This is a genomic window from Halomonas sp. 18071143 (assembly GCF_019211725.1).
Classification (GTDB): Bacteria; Pseudomonadota; Gammaproteobacteria; order Pseudomonadales; family Halomonadaceae; genus Vreelandella; species Vreelandella stevensii.
On the sequence record NZ_CP078120.1, the window covers coordinates 749,315 to 765,634 of the forward strand.

The window sequence follows — 16,320 nt, forward strand, 5'->3', positions numbered from 1 at the left end:
GTCAACTCGCATTCAGTAAGGGTCAGAAGAAATCAGCGGAAAGCGCAGTGTCCAGGCCAGCCCGCCCAATGTCGAGGCGCTGGCTTCCATGGTGCCTCCGTGAGCACTCACCAAAGCGCTGGCAATCGACAGGCCCAGGCCGCTACCGCCGCTGGCACGGTTACGCGAGCCCTCGACCCGATACAGGCGCTCGGTGAGCCGCCCCAGCTCGCTGTCGGGGACACCGGGGGAGCTGTCCTGCCAGACGATGACGGCCTGACCGCGCTCGCAGCCGAGCGTGACGCGCAGCGCCCCGGGCGATTGCGTATAGGCACAGCTATTGTCCAGCAGATTGTTCCACAGCTGGCGCAGGCGTTGGGCATCGCCGCGAATCATGATGTCCTCTTCCAGCTGGCAGGTCAGGCTCAGGCCGCTCTGCTCCAGCCAGCGGTCGGCGTCGGTCAGGCGGCTGCCCAGACTGTCGCTCAGGTTCAGCGGGGCCAGCTGGATGTCCAGCGCTCCCGCATCGCTTTGCGAGAGCAGCCGCAAGTCGGAGACCAGGCGCTCCAGCTGAGCCACTTCCTGGGCCAGCGAGCTCAGGTTTTCCTGATTCAGCGGGCGAATACCATCCTGCATGGCTTCGATTTCACCGCGCAGTACGGCCAGCGGCGTGCGCAGCTCATGGGCCGTGTCCGACACCCAGCGTGCCCGGGCCTCGCGGCTGGCTTCCAGGGTGGCCGCCAGCACGTTGAAATCCCGGGCCAGGCGAGACAGCTCATCGCGGCCGCGTTCGGGCAAGCGGGTATGGTAGTCGCCTTCGGTGAGCCGCAGGGTGGCACCGGCCAGCGCCCGCGTGCGTCGGCCCAGCCACCAGGAGAGCCCGCCGGCCAGCAGCAGGGAGGCAATGCCCAGCGAGATCACGATCAGGATCAGGTTACGCTGCTGGCGCTCCAGAAAGCGGCTCTCCATGCGCTCCATCATCTCCCGGGGTGGGCGAAAACCGAGGGCACCAATGGCCTCGCGCTGGCCATTGGGCGCCAGGTCGCTGTAGAGGGTCATCCAGTGCCAGTTGCGGGAGCCCCGCGGGGTGCCGCCGGGGGGGATAATGGAACGGCCATCGGCACCCTGCAGAGCGAAATCCTGCGCTTCCCCCAGGGGGGATGGCCGATCACGATGCTCCTGGCCCAGCTCGAAGCGCACGATGTAGGGCCAGCGGTCGGGGGCCTCTTCCAGCCACGCCCAGCTGTTCTGAGTTTCCCAACGGGTAATGAGGCCGTCGGCCAGCAGCGTGGCACGGCGCTCCTGGGCCTGGTTCAGGTAGTCGAGAAAGCCGCGGTCGATACTGTAGGTGACCGCCAGAAATACGCTGGCGGCAATGGCCACATTGACGCTCAGGATGGCCGCGAACAGCTTCATGCCCAGCCGCGAAGGGCGCCACTGGCGCAGGCTATGTAACGCCTTCATGGGTTAGCCCTCTCGGGTTCGGGAGGGGGCGGTGCGCTGAGGCGTTCGCGCAGATTCTCCAGGCTGAGATAGAGGCAGGGCACCAGAACCAACAGAATGACCGTGGCGAATAGCATGCCAAAACCCAGAGAGATGGCCATGGGAATCATGAAGCGTGCCTGTCGCGAGGTTTCCAGAATCATCGGTGCCAGCCCCAGGAAGGTCGTCAGTGTGGTCATCATGATTGGCCGCAATCGGCGTGTGGCGGCGGCCACGATGGCTTCCCGAGGCGCCATGCCTTCGCGCCGCTTGCGGTTGGCGTAGTCGATCAGCACCAGGGCATCGTTGATGACCACGCCGGACAGCGCCAGCATGCCCAGCAGGCTGATGATCGACAAGCCAAAACCCATCAGCATATGTCCCCCGATGGCACCCACGATACCAAACGGAATGGCGGCCATCACCAGCAGCGGCTGCAAGTAGCTTCGGAAGGGAATCGCCAGCAGGGCATAGAGTGCCGCAATCATCAGCCACATGGCCTTGCGCAGCGTGGCCAGGTTGTCGGCGGTATCCTGCTGGCGGCCACCCATGCTGACTTCGAGGCCCGGCCAGGTATTGCTGAGGGTGGGGAAGACATCCTCCTGCAAGGTGGCAAGCACCTGATTGATGGCCTGGTCGCCCTCGGAGTCGGCGGTGACGGTGATGATGCGCCGGCCGTTGATGCGTTGCAGGCTGCTGGACGCCTGGCTGAGGGTGATGTCGGCCACCCGCGACAGCGGCACGCTGAGCCCCTCGGGGGTGCGCACGGGAAGCCGGTACAGCTCACTGAGACTATCGCGAGAGGCTTCCGGTAAACGCACTTCGACGCTGACCTCTCGGCGGCCGATGAACTGCTCGACGGCGGTGGCGCCTTGCAGCGGGCCACGCAGTGCCTGTGCCAGGTCACTGCCGGTCAGCCCCAGCGAGCGGCCTTCGGCCGACAGGCGCATTTCCAGCTGTGGCTTGCCGTCACCCAGGCCGCTGTCGATGTCCGTCAGCCCGTACTCTGCCAGCTGTTCGGCCAATCGTGTGGCGGCTGCCTCCAGCACCTGGGTGTTGGGGTGAGAAAGCCGCAGGCTCAGCGCGGCGCCGCTGCCGGGGCCGCCAAAGTCGGATTCGAAGCGGACCGATTGCGCGCCCAGCAGGTCGCCGGTCAGTTCACGCCACTCGCGGGCAATGCGTGAGGGTGGCCAGCTCTCCAGGCTTTCCGAAGCGATGTCGAGGCGTACGGAGAGGCTTTCGCCATCCAGACGGCTACGGGTGCTGGTGAAGTTCAACCCCTCTTCACGCTCGCTCAGGGCCGTGGCGGCGTCCAGCAATTGCTGGCTCAATTCGCGGCTGACGCTGATGTGGCTGCCAATCGGCAGGGTGACGCTGGCCTGCACCTGGTCGGATTCCACCCGGGGCATCAGCGAGAAGCCCAATCGGCCGCTCATGGCCCATGCTAAGGTGATCGCCAGCAGCGCCACGCCCAGCGAGACGGTCAGCAGGCGCTGGTTCAGTGCACCCTGCAGAAAGGGCTCGAAGCGCCGGTAGGTGAAATGATGCAGCCCCTGCTGCATGCGTAGCCGCACGGCCTCCAGAGGGCGCTGCCAGGCTGGCGTTTGCCTCGGCTTGTTGGCGTGGGCCAGGTGCGCGGGCAGGATCAGCAGCGCTTCCACCAGCGAGATCACGAAGACCGTGATCACCACGACCGGCACCGTGGCAAAGATCAGCCCCAAAAAACCGGGCAGGAACAGCAGGGGCAGAAAGGCCACGATGTTCGAGAGGATCGCAAAGGTGAGCGGCGTGGCAATTTCCTGGGCGCCCTTGACCGCCGCATCGCGGAACGAGTAACCCTCTTCGCGATAGCTGTAGATGTTCTCGCCCACCATGATGGCGTCATCGACGACGATGCCCAGCGCAATGATGAATGCGAACATCGACATCATGTTGAGCGAGACGCCTATCCAGGGCAGGAACAGCATGGCCCCGAGAAACGCCGTGGGAATGCCCAGCGTCACCCAGAACGCCAGTCGCGCTTCGAGAAACAGCGCCATCAGCACCAGCACCAGCGCCAGGCCCATCCAGGCGTTCTTGAGCAGCAGGCCGAGCCGGTCTTCGTAGACTTCCGAGCTGTCCCGGGCGATGTCCAGGCTCACGCCGTCGGGCAGGTTGGCGCGCAGCCGTTCCAGCTCGCCGCGAACCGCGTTGGAAATGCTGGTCGGGGTTTGGCCGCCAATCTGGTACACATCCACCGAGATGCCCGGCTGGCCGTTGTAGAACTCCTCTCGGTCGGTTTCGGCAAAGCCTTCACTGACCTGGGCAATGTCACGCAGCAGCACCGGCGAGCCCTGGGCCGTGGTCAGAATGGGCAGCTCGGCGAACTCTTCGGCGCTATTGCGGCGCCCTTGGTAGCGGATCAGCCATTCTCCCTCGGCGGTGGTCAACTGGCCGCTGGCCAGGTCCAGTGCTTCGGCGGCGATGCGGCTGGCCAACTGCTGATGATCGAGCCCGTAGCGCTCGATGGCTTCATCGTCCAGGTGCACCTGGATTTCCCGGTCCCGGTTGCCGGAGAGCTCCGCCCGGGAGATGCCGCTGGTGGCCTGTAACTCGGCCCGCACGTTCTCGGCGGCGTCGTGCAGGGCTTCCTGGCCCACCCTGCCGTACACCTGCAGGCTGACGACGCTGCGCGAGCGGCCTGCCAATGTAATGCGGGGTGGGTCGGCAGCGGCGGGCAGGGTGGTAATGGCATTCACGGCTTGTTGAATGTCCTGGTAGGCGCGCATCACATCCACGCCGTCGATCAGCGTTGCGCTGACCACGCCGCTGCCTTCGCTGGCGCTGGCGGTCATCTCGTCGATGCCTTCCACGTTGGCGATGGCGGCTTCCATGGGCAGCAGCAGGCTTTGCTCGATATCTTCCGGGGTGGCGCCTGGGTAGCTGATGGAGACCTGGACGATTTCCGTTTCGAACTCCGGAAAGACCTCTTTCTTGATGGCCATCGAGGCCATCAGGCCGCCCACGATGAACAGCACCATCATCAAGTTGGGGGCAACGCCGTGATCCACCATCCACGCCAACGGGCCTTTACGCATCATTGAGCGCTCTCCTGATCACGTGCCGGGGTGTCGCCGCGTTGGCGCAGGCGAACTTCCTGCCCCTCGCGGGGCTGCGCCAGGCCTGCAACGACCACGCGCTGGCCCGCTTCCAGGCCCTCCCGGATCAGTACGTCATCCTGGCCGCGATAAGCGAGAGTGACGCGGGTACTGCGCAAGCGGTTGTCGTCGTCCACCCACCAGACCTGCTCGCCGGGGCGAAGCGCGGCAGAGGGTAGCCTGATCAGTGGCTCCTGGGCCCGGGTGTGGAAGGTGAGCCGCATGACGTCGCCCAGCCGTAGGGCGGGACCCTCATGATTCAGGGCCAATGGGTCGTTCACGGCAATCAGCAGCTGGGCCTGCAAGCCGTTCTCTTCCAGGTTGGGCAGCACGGAGAGCAGCTCGCCCTCCCGTTCGGCCTGATCGGGCCAGCCTTGGCTGGTGAGCGTGACGCGACCGCCACTCTCCAGCCAGGCCAACGTATCGCCGGGCAGCGACGCGCGTACCCAGAACTGCTCGACACCCACCAGGCTGAGCACTTCGGTGCTTTGGCTCAGCAGGCTGCCAGCCCCCACCAGGCGCTCCTGAACCATGGCGCGCCAGGGCGCCGTGAGGGTGGCTCGTTCCAGGTTTAGCGCCGCCTGGTCGCGGACTACGCGCGCCTGGGTCAGCTGCGCCTGGGCCTGGCGCAGCTGGGGTTCACGCAGCACCAGCGCACGCCGTTCGGCGCTGAGCTGCCTGCCGAACGACTCGTACTCACTGCGGGCGCGCTGCTGTTCGGCCTGTTCCAGGGCCAGCTGGGCTTCGGCGTTTGCCAGTTGAGCCTGGGCATCCTCCAGTGCCAGCTGCAGGTCGGCCTGGTCGATGTAAGCCACCGGTGCTCCCTGCTCGACCACACGGCCGGGCAGTACGCCTTCGGCAAAACGTTCAAGCTGCCCGGCCACGCGGCTGGCCAGCAGCGTCGACTGTTCCGCTTCGACACGGCCAAAGCCACTCAGGGTAGGCGACTGTTGGCGCTGTTCGACGGTCATCACGTCGACCACCGGGGGCACGGGCGGTGGCGGTGGCCTGCGCTCTACCCTGGGTGGCTGGCTGATGATCCACCAGGCCACGGCAAGGCCGCCTGCCAGTACCAGCAAGGCGGCCAGGGCACCCAGGCCCAGGCGGCCTTGCTGTGAGGAGGCAAAAGAGCGAGGTGGAGTCATGGCCGGGGGGTATCCATTGGCTGAAGGCAAAAATGCCCGAGAAGTGGCAAGATCATGCTAGCATCACCGATTCCTACGCAGCGATTAGGCAAGCATTGTGCAAATAGCGTGCAACCCAAACGCTGACGCGGTTTCCGATACCTGTCATCATTGACGTGAAAAACCATAGACTTCCTGGTCTGCATGACGCTATGAAAAACACCGCCACGCGCGATAAGTTGATTGATACCGGCGCTGAGCTGATTGCCCAGCAGGGCTATAACGCCACGGGTATCAATGCCGTTCTAAAAACCTGCGGTGTACCCAAGGGTTCGTTTTACCACTATTTTGCCAGTAAAGAGGACTTTGGTCTGGCGGTGATCGAGCGGTTTGCCAGCCAATACGATGCCAATCTGGCCACCTTGATGGGAGATTCGGCCGTGCCACCTCTCGAACGCCTGCGTCGCTACTTCGCGGCAGGCCGGGCGCATATGCTCGACTGTGACCACTCCACGGGCTGCCTGATCGGCAACCTGGGGCAGGAGCTGGCGGGCCAGAACGATACCTTCCGCGATGCCCTCAGCGTGGTCTTCCAGCGCTGGGAAAAACGCCTGGTCACGTGCTTGAGCCAGGCGCAGGCAGAAGGCAGCGTGCCGGAAGGGTTGTCACCTGACACGCTGGCCAGCTTCATTCTCTCGGGGTGGGAAGGTGCCATCCTGCGCGCCAAGACGCTCAAGTCGCTGGCTCCCATGGAGCAGTTCGAAGCCATTCTGTTTTCCCATGTGCTGACGACTGCGACGCCACCGCCACGTTAATGGCGCGCACGAAAATGGTACTCCCCTGCGGCGATATCGTTCTGAATGGCGGCCAGTAGCGCCGCATCCAGGGATGGGTCGTCCAGTGCCAGTAGCCCGCACTGGGCGAGCGCTTCGCGCAGGCTGGTCTGTTCATCAGTCTTTGCGCGAGAAACCCCGCACTTCTAGTGCGGGGAGGGATAGCGCGTCGTCCGTCAGGACGACCCTGTTCTCGCTGCCTCCCTCTCTGGTGGTTGCCATCTTACAGCTAATGGCATATTTTGTGAGGCATGACGAAACGCGCCTACAAATACCGCTTCTACCCGACGCCTGAGCAGGAACAGCTCCTGGCTCGGACGTTTGGGTGTGTGCGCTTCGTCTACAACGCAGTGCTTCGCTATCGCACCGATGCGTTCTACGCGCGCAAGGAAAAGGTCGGCTACGTAGCGGCGAACGCCGAGTTGTCGCGCATGAAGAAGGCTGACGATACCGCGTTTCTCAACGAGGTCAGCTCGGTCCCGCTTCAACAGTGCCTTCGCCACCAGCAGACGGCCTTCAAGAACTTCTTCGAGGGCCGGGCCAGGTACCCGAGCTTTAAGAGCAAGCGGCACCGCCAGTCGGCGGAGTTCACTCGCTCGGCCTTCAAGTACCGCGACGGCGAGTTGTTTCTTGCCAAGTGCAAGGAACCGCTGGCGATCCGCTGGAGCCGTGAATTGCCCAGCGAACCGACCACCGTCACCGTGTCCAAGGACGCCGCAGGGCGCTACTTCGTCAGCTGCCTCTGCGAGTTCTCGCCCGAGACGCTGCCCGTGACCCCGAAAATGGTGGGCATCGACCTCGGCCTGAAAGACCTGTTCGTCACCAGCGACGGGCATCGAATCGGCAATCCCCGCCATACGGCGAAATACGCGACCCGGCTGGCCAGGGCACAGCGTCGGCTGAGTAAGAAGCAGCGCGGCTCGAAGAACCGTGCCAAGGCCAGGCAGAAAGTCGCCCGCCTTCACGCCAGGATCTCCGATTGCCGGATGGACAACTTGCACAAGTTATCCCGCCAGATCGTCAACGAGAACCAAGTGATCTGCGTCGAGTCCCTCAAGGTGAAGAACATGCTGCGCAATCGCTCGCTGGCCAAGTCGATCAGCGATGCGGGCTGGGGCGAATTCGTCCGGCAGCTGGCGTACAAGGCCGACTGGGCGGGCCGGCAACTGTCGGCCATCGACCAGTGGTATCCCTCCAGCAAACGCTGTTCTGGCTGCGGGCATGTGATGCCCGAGATGCCGTTGCAGGTTCGGACCTGGACGTGCCCCGAGTGCGCCGCCGATAACGACCGCGACATCAATGCCGCGCTTAACATTAAAGCCGCCGGGCTGGCGGTGTTAGCCCTTGGAGAGAATGTAAGCGGCATGGAGCCAGTCTCCGTGTCCGATTCTCGTTGAATTGGGAATCCTCGTCCTTCAGGGCGAGGAGCAGTCAACCAGCCGCTGATACACCACTCTCACACAGCAGGGCATGCGCTCGCTGTTGTCTGCCACGCCCATCTTCAGCCCCGTCAATCGCGTTACCTGGCTTTGAAAGCTGGGAAACAGAATGGTCTGGGTGATCTCGTGACCGTTCAGAGTTTCGTGGTCGATCAAGAACAGCCGGTCCGCGAGTTTGACTGCCGCCCCCACATAGCGGTTATGGCAGGGGCGTTTGCCGGGGGCCACCGGCATGCGTTCGGTGCGCTGATACACCACGCCGCCGTCGCGCTCCTCCAGACAGACCAGCGTACGCATGATATGACCAGGGCGCGAAAATCCTGGTGGGGGAGGGCAATGTCGTCTGCGGTGACGCCAAGAAAATGGCATATTCGTTGGAGCGCCGCATGACTGGGGTAGTAGCGCCCGCTCAAGTAGCGGTTGAATTGCGCTCGGTTCATCGGCAGGCGGCGGCGCACATCGGCAATCGACGGGTAGTAGCTGCACAGCAGGCGCAAATTGGCCACAAATTCATCGTGCATGGGCGTGACTCGGGGCTCTTGGGCGGTGGCGGCTAATGTGCCGCCTTGCGCCCAAGAGTGCAGCGGCTGATACCTCAAGCGGGCTTGAAATGATCGGCGCGCGTGCTTAAAACCCCGCTAGCACCAGCTTGCCTACGGTGCGGTTGCTCTCGATCAGCGCGTGGGCACGCGTCAGGTTGTCGGCAGTGATGGGGCCAAGTACCTCGCCAAGCGTCGTGGTCAAACGGCCGCTATCCACCATGGCGGCAACTTCGCTCAATAGGTCGTGCTGCTTGGCAATGTCCTCGGTAGTAAACAAAGGCCGAGTGAACATCAGCTCCCAGTGCAGTGACAGGCTCTTGAGCTTGAGTTTACGCACGTCGATCAGCTCCGGGTCATCGATCAGTGCCAATTTGCCCTGGGGCTTCAAGGCATTGATGATCGCCTCGAAGTGGTGATCGGTTTGGTTAAGGCTGATGACCATATCCACCTGCTCGTAGCCTGCGGCTTTGAGCGCTTCATCCAGCGGTTGGCGGTGGTCGATCACCGCATCGGCGCCGAGCGACGTGACCCAGGCTTGGCTTTCCGGGCGTGAGGCCGTCCCAATCACGGTGATATCGGTGAGCTGCTTGGCCAGCTGAATCAGAATCGAGCCAACGCCACCGGCAGCACCTACCACTAATAATGTTTTGCCTTTGGTGTCGCGCAGGCCTAGTTCCAGGCGGTCAAACAGTAGCTCCCAGGCGGTAATGGCGGTGAGAGGGAGAGCCGCTGCCTGGACGTCAGACAGACTTTTCGGCGCCAGGCTGACGATACGCTCATCGACCAGTTGGTACTCGGCATTGGAGCCTTGGCGCGCAATGCTGCCTGCGTACCACACCCGGTCACCTGGCTGAAAGCGAGTGACTGCACTGCCCACGGCATCGACCACGCCCACCGCGTCGTAACCCAGCACCCGCGGCTCGCCGCCTTCGGGCAGCGCGCTTTTGCGCACCTTGGCATCTACCGGGTTGACGGAAACTGCGCTGACCGCGACACGAATATCGTGGGGCTCGGGTGTGGGCAGCGGCAGCTCGACGGCGTGCAGGGCGTCTGGGTGGTCGATCGGTAGGCTTTTGGTAAACGCGAATGCTTTCATGGTCGTTCTCCAAGCGATGATGAATGGCGATATCATGCCTGGGTGTCGTTTTATGAAAAAGAGGGCTAATGTAGCTAACAGTTTCCAATTTTTTTTGAAAATAAGGGCGCTATCGCTCCATGCGTACCGATGACCTAAACGTGCTTGTCTATGCCGCCGAGCACGGCAGCCTTTCCGCCGCCGCGCGGGAGCTGGCGATTACCCCGGCAGTGGCTAGCGTGGCGATCAAACGCCTTGAAGACGCGTTGGGCACGCGGCTACTGGTACGCTCTACCCGCAGCTTGCGGCTAACACCCGCCGGGGCGCACTATTTAGTGCATGCGAAAACGGCATTGAGCGCCCTTGCCGAAGGGGAAAAAGAGCTGCACCGCGAACGCCAGGAGATCGCGGGAGAGCTCAGCCTCTCCATGCCTTCCGATCTGGGCCGCAACGTGCTGCTGGGCTGGCTGGACCATTTTATGGCGCTGCATCCGCAGCTGCGTCTGCGGCTTCGGGTCAGCGACCGGGTGAGCGATCTGTTTCGCCAGCCAGTGGAGATTGCCCTGCGTTACGGCGTGCCGGAGGATTCCAGCCTGGTAGCCCTGCCGCTAAAAAGTGATAACCAACGGGTGGTGTGCGCCGCACCTCGCTATATCGCGCGCCACGGCGAGCCCGCCACGCCAGATGAACTACGCCAGCACAACTGCCTCTGCTTCAATCTTGGTGAGCGGGTGCATGACCAGTGGCAGTTCGGCAGTGAGCGTATCGGCGTGCAGGGCAATCGGGTGAGCGACGATGCTGAGTGCGTGCGCCGCTGGGCGCTGGCGGGAGAGGGCGTTGCCTATAAATCTCGCCTGGATGTTCAGGCAGACCTCGATGCAGGCCGCTTGGTGGCGCTGTTGGCTGCGTTTCCTACCGAGCCCGCGCCGCTGTATCTCGTCTGCCCGCATCGGCTGTCGCTCACGCCCGCCGTGGTCGCGCTGAAAGACTTTCTGATCGAGCGGTTACAAGAAGTCGTCGAATGAAGAGCATCATCTATCCGCGAGGAGCTCGTTATGTTTGAAGGGTTTGAAAAACAGACACGCCGCGTTAACGGCGTCGATATTGCCTACCGCAAGGGGGGCAGTGGCCCGGCGTTGCTGCTGCTTCACGGGCACCCGCAGACCCATATGATCTGGCACAAAGTGGCGGCTACGCTTGCCCAGCACTTCACGGTGATTGCCGCCGACCTGCGCGGCTACGGCGACAGCGGCAAGCCGGACGATGACGCAGAGCATCTCAATTACGCCAAGCGCACCATGGCCGCCGATATGGCTGAACTGATGAGCGCGCTGGGCTTTGAGCGGTTTAAAGTACTGGCCCACGACCGCGGCGCGCGGGTGGCGCATCGTTTAGGCGTTGATTACGCCGATCGGATCGAGCGCATGGTGCTGTTAGATATCGCCCCTACGCTGGCCATGTACCGTGGCACCAATGAGGCTTTTGCCCGCAGCTACTGGCACTGGTTTTTTCTGATTCGCCCTCAGCCGCTGCCGGAAATGCTGATTCAAGCCGACCCCGAGCAGTATCTGAAAAGCGTGATGGGCGCCCGCAGCGCAGGTATGGCACCGTTCGCCCCGGAAGCGCTGGCAGAGTACGAGCGCTGCCTGTCGCTTCCCGGCACGGCCACTGGCATCTGCGGCGACTACCGCGCCAGCGCGACTATCGATTTAGAGCACGATCAGGCGGATATCGACGCGGGTGTGAAGCTCACCTGCCCGATCAACGTGATGTGGGGTGCCCAAGGCGCGATTGAAGCCTGCTTCGATGCCTTGGCTGAATGGCGCAAGGTAGCGACGCAGGTAGAGGGCAAGGCGCTGCCCTGCGGCCACTATATCGCCGAAGAGATTCCTGACCTGCTGCTGGAAGAGGCGCTACCATTCTTGCTACATCAGCCATGAGCGATTCAAGCGACTGCCCAAGACGAAGCGGGCAAAAAACTGGATAATGGCCGCCATTCGCCTGATGCGTTGGCGCTCAGGCTCACTCATTACTCCGGACGCCCGCTTATGGAAATCAAAGTTAACTATCTCGACAACCTCCGCCTGGAGTCCAGGTTCGACGATTTTACGGTCATTTCCGACCAGCCGATTCGCTACAAGGGTGATGGTTCGGCTCCTGGCCCGTTTGATTACTTCCTGGCGTCGTCGGCCATGTGTGCCGCCTACTTCGTCAAGGTGTACTGCAACGCGCGCAATATTCCCACCGAAAACATCCGCCTGTCGCAAAACAACATCGTCGACCCGGAAAACCGCTACAAGCAGATCTTCAAGATTCAGGTCGAGCTGCCGGAAGATATCTCGGAAAAAGATCGCGAAGGCATTCTGCGCTCCATCGACCGCTGCACGGTGAAGAAGGTCATCCAGACCGGCCCCGAGTTTCAGATCGAGGTGGTCGAGAACATCGACGAGGACGCCCAGGCGCTGCTGATGGGGGCACCCGAGGGCGGCAGCACCTTTATCCCCGGCAAGGACCTGCCGCTGGAGCAGACCATCGCCAATATGAGCACGATTCTGGCGAACCTCGGTATGAAGATCGAGATCGCCTCCTGGCGCAATATCGTGCCTCACGTGTGGTCGCTGCATATCCGCGATGCGGCCTCGCCCATGTGCTTTACCAACGGCAAAGGCGCGACCAAAGAGAGCGCGCTGTGCTCTGCGCTGGGCGAGTTCATCGAACGCTTGAGCTGCAACTTCTTCTACAACGATCAGTTCTTTGGCGAAGAGATCGCGAACAGCGAATTCGTGCACTACCCCAATGAGAAGTGGTTCAAGCCGGGGCCGAATGACGAGCTGCCCGCCGAAATTCTCGACGAGCACTGCCTGGCGATTTACAACCCGGAAGGCGAGCTGGGTGGCTCGAACCTGATTGATACCAACTCGGGCCGTGAAGACCGGGGCATCGTTTCGCTTCCCTTTGTGCGCCAAAGCGACGGCGAAACGGTCTACTTCCCCTCCAACCTGATCGAAAACCTGTTCCTCAGCAACGGCATGAGTGCCGGCAATACGCTGGTGGAGGCTCAGGTACAGTGCCTTTCAGAGATTTTCGAGCGGGCAGTGAAGCGTGAGATCCTCGAACAGGAGCTGACCCTGCCCGACGTACCGCAAGAGGTGCTGGCCAAGTACCCGAGCATCGTGGAGGGCATTAACGCCCTGGAAGCCCAGGGCTTCCCGGTGCTGGTCAAAGATGCCTCTATGGGCGGTCAGTTCCCGGTGATGTGTGTCACGCTGATGAACCCGCGCACCGGCGGTGTGTTTGCCTCCTTTGGTGCCCACCCAAGCTTTGAAGTGGCGCTGGAGCGCAGCCTGACCGAGCTGCTTCAAGGGCGCAGCTTTGAAGGCTTTAACGACCTGCCGCTGCCGACATTTAACTCGCAAACCGTCTCTGAGCCGAACAACTTCGTCGAGCACTTCATCGATTCGGTGGGCGTGGTCTCCTGGCGCTTCTTCAGTGCCAAGCCCGACTTCGAGTTCAGTGAGTGGGACTTCTCTGGCAGCAACGAGGAAGAAGCCAAGACCCTGTTCGGTATTTTCGAGGAGCTGGGGGCCGAAGTGTACATGGCGGTACACGAAGACCTGGGCGCACCGGTGTGCCGCATTCTGGTGCCGGGCTACTCCGAGGTGTACCCCATCGAAGACCTGATTTGGGACAACACCAACAAGGCGCTGGATTACCGCGAAGATATCCTCAACCTGCACCGCCTGGACGACGCACAGCTGACCGACCTGGTCGAGCGGCTGGAAGAGAGTCAGATGGACGACCACGTCGATATCATCACGCTGATCGGTATCGAGTTCGACGAGAACACCGTGTGGGGGCAACTGACCATTCTTGAGCTGAAGCTGCTGGTCTACCTGGCGCTTGGCCGTCATGAAGAGGCGCTGGACTGCGTGCAGATGTTCCTGCAGTACAACGACAACACCGTCGAGCGTGGCCTGTTCTATCAAGCCGTGAACGCGGTGCTGGAGATTGCCCTGGACGACGAGCTGGCGTTGGACGACTACCTGCCCAACTTCCAGCGCATGTTCGGCGAAGCCACCATGGCGGCGGTGGTTGGCTCAGTGGACGGCAGCGTGCGCTTCCACGGCCTCACCCCCACCAACATGCAGCTGGAGGGGCTGGAGCGCCACCAGCGCCTGATCGAAAGCTATAAGAAGCTTCACGCGGCCAGGGCGGCAAACGCGGGCATTGCGTGCCCCTAATCGGTGGTAATGATGTTACGGATGTAGGGGTTGGCGATGTATTAAGCACTCCGTAAGCTAAGCGTTATCCACGCCCTGGGCAGTAAGCTTTCCCACATATCTCGGGATAAGCCGACCCCTGGGGCGTTTTTCGTTTGAAGAAGGAAAAGAAGCCATGCCTGCAGCAATGTTGATCGATGGTGGCTATTTTATTAAGCAGCTCAAGCGGATATTGTGATCAGCTCTCAATGTACCGCGACCCGGTAGGCCGCAGCGAACTTGTCCGCCATATCCGCGAGACGCTTGTCTAGCGTCCATAACTGCGTATCGGGCGTGATAAGTGTTGAGGCAAGTAAGCACATGTCGACTAAGCCGCAGCCCAGGCCATAGAGCTTTTCACGTTCGATGAAGTCCATCACCTCCGACAAACTAGCCTGATGACAGGGCCGCAAGAGGGCAACACTCTTTAGCGTTTGAGTGCGCGGGGAGGGAGGTGTCCCGCAGGCAAGCTCAGCCAAAACCATGGGGTGGTTGAGCACAAGATCTTTTTCGATCAATCCGATCAGGGCATCGTTTCGTTTTCTGAAATGATCCACCCAGACCGATGTGTCGACTAGCACGTTCATTGCGTTGAAGGCGCCTCGCGACGGCGGGGTATGTCGGGCATCTCTGGCGCAGTCCCACCCAGGGCTGCAAGGCGTCGACCGGCTTGCACGCGGACATAGGTTTTCATGGCCTCGCGAAAGAGGTCTGACGGTTTATCCATTCCCGGCTCGGCAAACGCCAATGCCTGCTCGTAGAGCTCATCGTCAATGGTAACAGTGGTTCGCATCGTTCACTCCTGCCTGGTCGTGCACTCGCTTGCATCGATATTGATGTTATTTAACGTCAATCGGTGCATCTTCACAAGTGGGCATCGCAGTAACATCATCAGATGACTGCTCGGTACATTCTCTCTAGCGGTCATCATCTCGCGGGGGCTGTATACGCCTGATGCACTGTGATGCACCCACTGGCGCAGTGAGTGCAACCAACTGCATCGCTGCGCCAAACGTCATCCCGTGTTTGGCTTGGTACAACACTCTCCGCGCCTCTCAATCGCAAACAAAGACGCGATCACAACCATAACGCCAATATAAAAATGCGGAGACTATCCCATGCTCGATATGCTCAACGACCTCCTCTGGGGGAAGGTCCTGCTCGTTTTACTGGTGGGCGTTGGTATCGGTTTTACCGTTGCCTCCCGCTTCGTACAGTTTCGTTATTTTGGTCAGATGTTCCGTATTCTGGGTTCCGGTCAAGCCTTCAAGCGTAATCAGCACGGCCACTTGAGCTCGTTTCAGGCGCTGGTACTGTCGGTAGCGGGGCGCGTGGGCGGCGGTAACATCGCCGGCGTGGCCGTGGCGATTACGCTGGGCGGCCCGGGGGCGATTTTCTGGATGTGGATCGTCGGTTTGATGGGTATGGCGACCAGCTTTCTAGAGTGCACCCTGGCGCAAACCTACAAACAGGCGGAAGGCGACGGCACCTACCGTGGTGGTCCGGCGTACTACATCGTCAAAGGTCTGGGCAAGCAGTGGCGCTGGCTGGCAGCGTTCTACTCGGTACTGCTGTTACTCACCTTCGGTTTTGCCTTTACCGCCTTGCAATCCTATGCCGTTGCCACTTCGTTTGGCGACGCCTTCGGCGTGCCGGTGCTGTACAGCGGTATTGCGCTGGCAATGCTGGTGGGCCTGATCATCTTTGGCGGCATCAAGCGGATTGCTCGCATCTCCGAATTCCTGGTGCCCTTCATGGCCGTGGGCTATATCGCCGTGGCGCTGTTAGTGATTGCCATGAACCTGGGGGATATCCCCGCGGTGATTGCCCTGATTGTCAAGAGCGCCTTTGGCCTGGAGCCGCTGGTGGGTGGTGGGATTGGCGCTGCCATCATGATGGGCTTGAAGCGTGGCCTGTTCTCCAACGAAGCGGGCCTCGGCAGTGCGCCCAACGTGGCTGCCGTGGCGTATGTGCCACACCCGGCCAACCAGGGCATCGTGCAGGCGTTCTCGGTGTTCATCGATACGGTGATCATCTGCTCGGCCACGGCGTTTCTGATTCTGCTCAGCGGCGTGTATGACCCCGCCGCCGGGGCGGGTGTCGAAGGTATCGCGCTCACCCAGGCTGCCTTGGCAGACCACGTGGGCGAGTGGGGCCGCACCTTCGTGAGCCTGGCGCTGCTGCTGTTTGCCTTCAGCACCATCCTCTACAACTACTACCTGGGCGAAAACAGCCTGAACTTCTTCAGCCGTGACAACCAGAACCTGTTCAACGCCTTCCGGGTGGCGATTGTACTGCTGGTGTGCTGGGGCGCGACCACCGATCTAGGCACCGTGTTTGGCTTCGCCGATGTGACCATGGGCCTCTTGGCAGTGGTCAACCTCGTGGCGCTGATCCTGCTGTTCAAGTGCGGCCTGCGCATTCTGAACGACTTTGATCGACAGCGCCGA

14 protein-coding genes and 1 pseudogene are annotated in these 16,320 nt (G+C 61.7%); 7 read left to right on the forward strand and 8 right to left on the reverse strand.

Going from position 1 to position 16,320, the window contains the following annotated elements; translation table 11 throughout:
* Positions 1-12: 12 nt before the first annotated feature.
* The 3 genes from KVY02_RS03645 to KVY02_RS03655 are packed head-to-tail and all read right to left on the reverse strand — an operon-like array spanning position 13 to position 5,743.
* Entirely contained in the window at positions 13-1,443 is a 1,431-nt protein-coding gene (locus KVY02_RS03645) for an ATP-binding protein (protein WP_218314410.1), read from the reverse strand.
* Entirely contained in the window at positions 1,440-4,541 is a 3,102-nt protein-coding gene (locus KVY02_RS03650; protein WP_218314412.1) for an efflux RND transporter permease subunit, read from the reverse strand. Before KVY02_RS03650 ends, KVY02_RS03645 begins: the two co-directional genes overlap by 4 nt.
* Positions 4,538-5,743, reverse strand: a complete 1,206-nt coding sequence (locus KVY02_RS03655) for an efflux RND transporter periplasmic adaptor subunit (RefSeq protein WP_016916250.1) — start codon at positions 5,741-5,743, stop codon at positions 4,538-4,540. Before KVY02_RS03655 ends, KVY02_RS03650 begins: the two co-directional genes overlap by 4 nt.
* 191 nt (positions 5,744-5,934) lie before the next feature.
* Here KVY02_RS03655 and KVY02_RS03660 point away from each other — a divergent pair, with 191 nt between their 5' ends.
* Positions 5,935-6,537 carry a TetR/AcrR family transcriptional regulator gene (locus tag KVY02_RS03660; protein WP_218314414.1) on the forward strand — a complete coding sequence of 201 codons (603 nt, stop codon included), beginning with the start codon at positions 5,935-5,937 and terminating at the stop codon, positions 6,535-6,537.
* Positions 6,538-6,806: 269 nt separating this feature from the next.
* Positions 6,807-7,952 carry an RNA-guided endonuclease InsQ/TnpB family protein gene (locus KVY02_RS03665; protein WP_016915207.1) on the forward strand — a complete coding sequence of 382 codons (1,146 nt, stop codon included), beginning with the start codon at positions 6,807-6,809 and terminating at the stop codon, positions 7,950-7,952.
* An 18-nt stretch (positions 7,953-7,970) separates the two neighbouring features.
* Here the strand turns inward: KVY02_RS03665 and KVY02_RS18500 are convergent, their stop codons facing one another.
* Both KVY02_RS18500 and KVY02_RS18505 read right to left on the reverse strand, forming a co-directional pair.
* Complete coding sequence (locus KVY02_RS18500; protein WP_371317397.1) at positions 7,971-8,150, reverse strand: hypothetical protein; 180 nt, start codon at positions 8,148-8,150, stop codon at positions 7,971-7,973.
* Positions 8,147-8,434 (reverse strand): hypothetical protein, encoded by a 288-nt coding sequence (locus tag KVY02_RS18505; protein WP_371317416.1) that lies wholly within the window; start codon positions 8,432-8,434, stop codon positions 8,147-8,149. Before KVY02_RS18505 ends, KVY02_RS18500 begins: the two co-directional genes overlap by 4 nt.
* Between KVY02_RS18505 and KVY02_RS18245 the strand changes: the two genes are divergently transcribed.
* Positions 8,381-8,551, forward strand: a complete 171-nt coding sequence (locus KVY02_RS18245) for a hypothetical protein (protein WP_254893749.1) — start codon at positions 8,381-8,383, stop codon at positions 8,549-8,551. The genes KVY02_RS18505 and KVY02_RS18245 overlap by 54 nt on opposite strands.
* 70 nt (positions 8,552-8,621) lie before the next feature.
* Here the strand turns inward: KVY02_RS18245 and KVY02_RS03675 are convergent, their stop codons facing one another.
* On the reverse strand, positions 8,622-9,632 hold the full coding sequence (locus tag KVY02_RS03675) for a zinc-binding alcohol dehydrogenase family protein (RefSeq protein WP_081192564.1): 1,011 nt from the start codon (positions 9,630-9,632) through the stop codon (positions 8,622-8,624).
* Positions 9,633-9,751: 119 nt separating this feature from the next.
* Between KVY02_RS03675 and KVY02_RS03680 the strand changes: the two genes are divergently transcribed.
* The 3 genes from KVY02_RS03680 to KVY02_RS03690 all read left to right on the forward strand — a co-directional run bounded on the left by KVY02_RS03680 (position 9,752) and on the right by KVY02_RS03690 (position 13,852).
* Positions 9,752-10,636 (forward strand): LysR family transcriptional regulator, encoded by an 885-nt coding sequence (locus tag KVY02_RS03680; protein ID WP_218314416.1) that lies wholly within the window; start codon positions 9,752-9,754, stop codon positions 10,634-10,636.
* Positions 10,637-10,666: 30 nt separating this feature from the next.
* The gene (locus KVY02_RS03685; protein WP_218314417.1) at positions 10,667-11,551 is read left to right on the forward strand and encodes an alpha/beta fold hydrolase; all 885 of its coding nucleotides are present in this window, start codon (positions 10,667-10,669) and stop codon (positions 11,549-11,551) included.
* Between the two features lie 108 nt (positions 11,552-11,659).
* Positions 11,660-13,852, forward strand: a complete 2,193-nt coding sequence (locus KVY02_RS03690) for an OsmC domain/YcaO domain-containing protein (RefSeq protein ID WP_218314418.1) — start codon at positions 11,660-11,662, stop codon at positions 13,850-13,852.
* 224 nt (positions 13,853-14,076) lie between these two features.
* Here the strand turns inward: KVY02_RS03690 and KVY02_RS03695 are convergent, their stop codons facing one another.
* Together KVY02_RS03695 and KVY02_RS03700 are read right to left on the reverse strand one after the other, a co-directional pair.
* Positions 14,077-14,457, reverse strand: a complete 381-nt coding sequence (locus KVY02_RS03695) for a type II toxin-antitoxin system VapC family toxin (protein WP_016916255.1) — start codon at positions 14,455-14,457, stop codon at positions 14,077-14,079.
* Complete coding sequence (locus KVY02_RS03700; protein ID WP_016916256.1) at positions 14,454-14,663, reverse strand: type II toxin-antitoxin system VapB family antitoxin; 210 nt, start codon at positions 14,661-14,663, stop codon at positions 14,454-14,456. Before KVY02_RS03700 ends, KVY02_RS03695 begins: the two co-directional genes overlap by 4 nt.
* Before the next feature lie 325 nt (positions 14,664-14,988).
* Here KVY02_RS03700 and KVY02_RS03705 point away from each other — a divergent pair.
* Positions 14,989-16,320 (forward strand): annotated as a pseudogene (locus tag KVY02_RS03705) (alanine/glycine:cation symporter family protein); the annotation flags it as partial.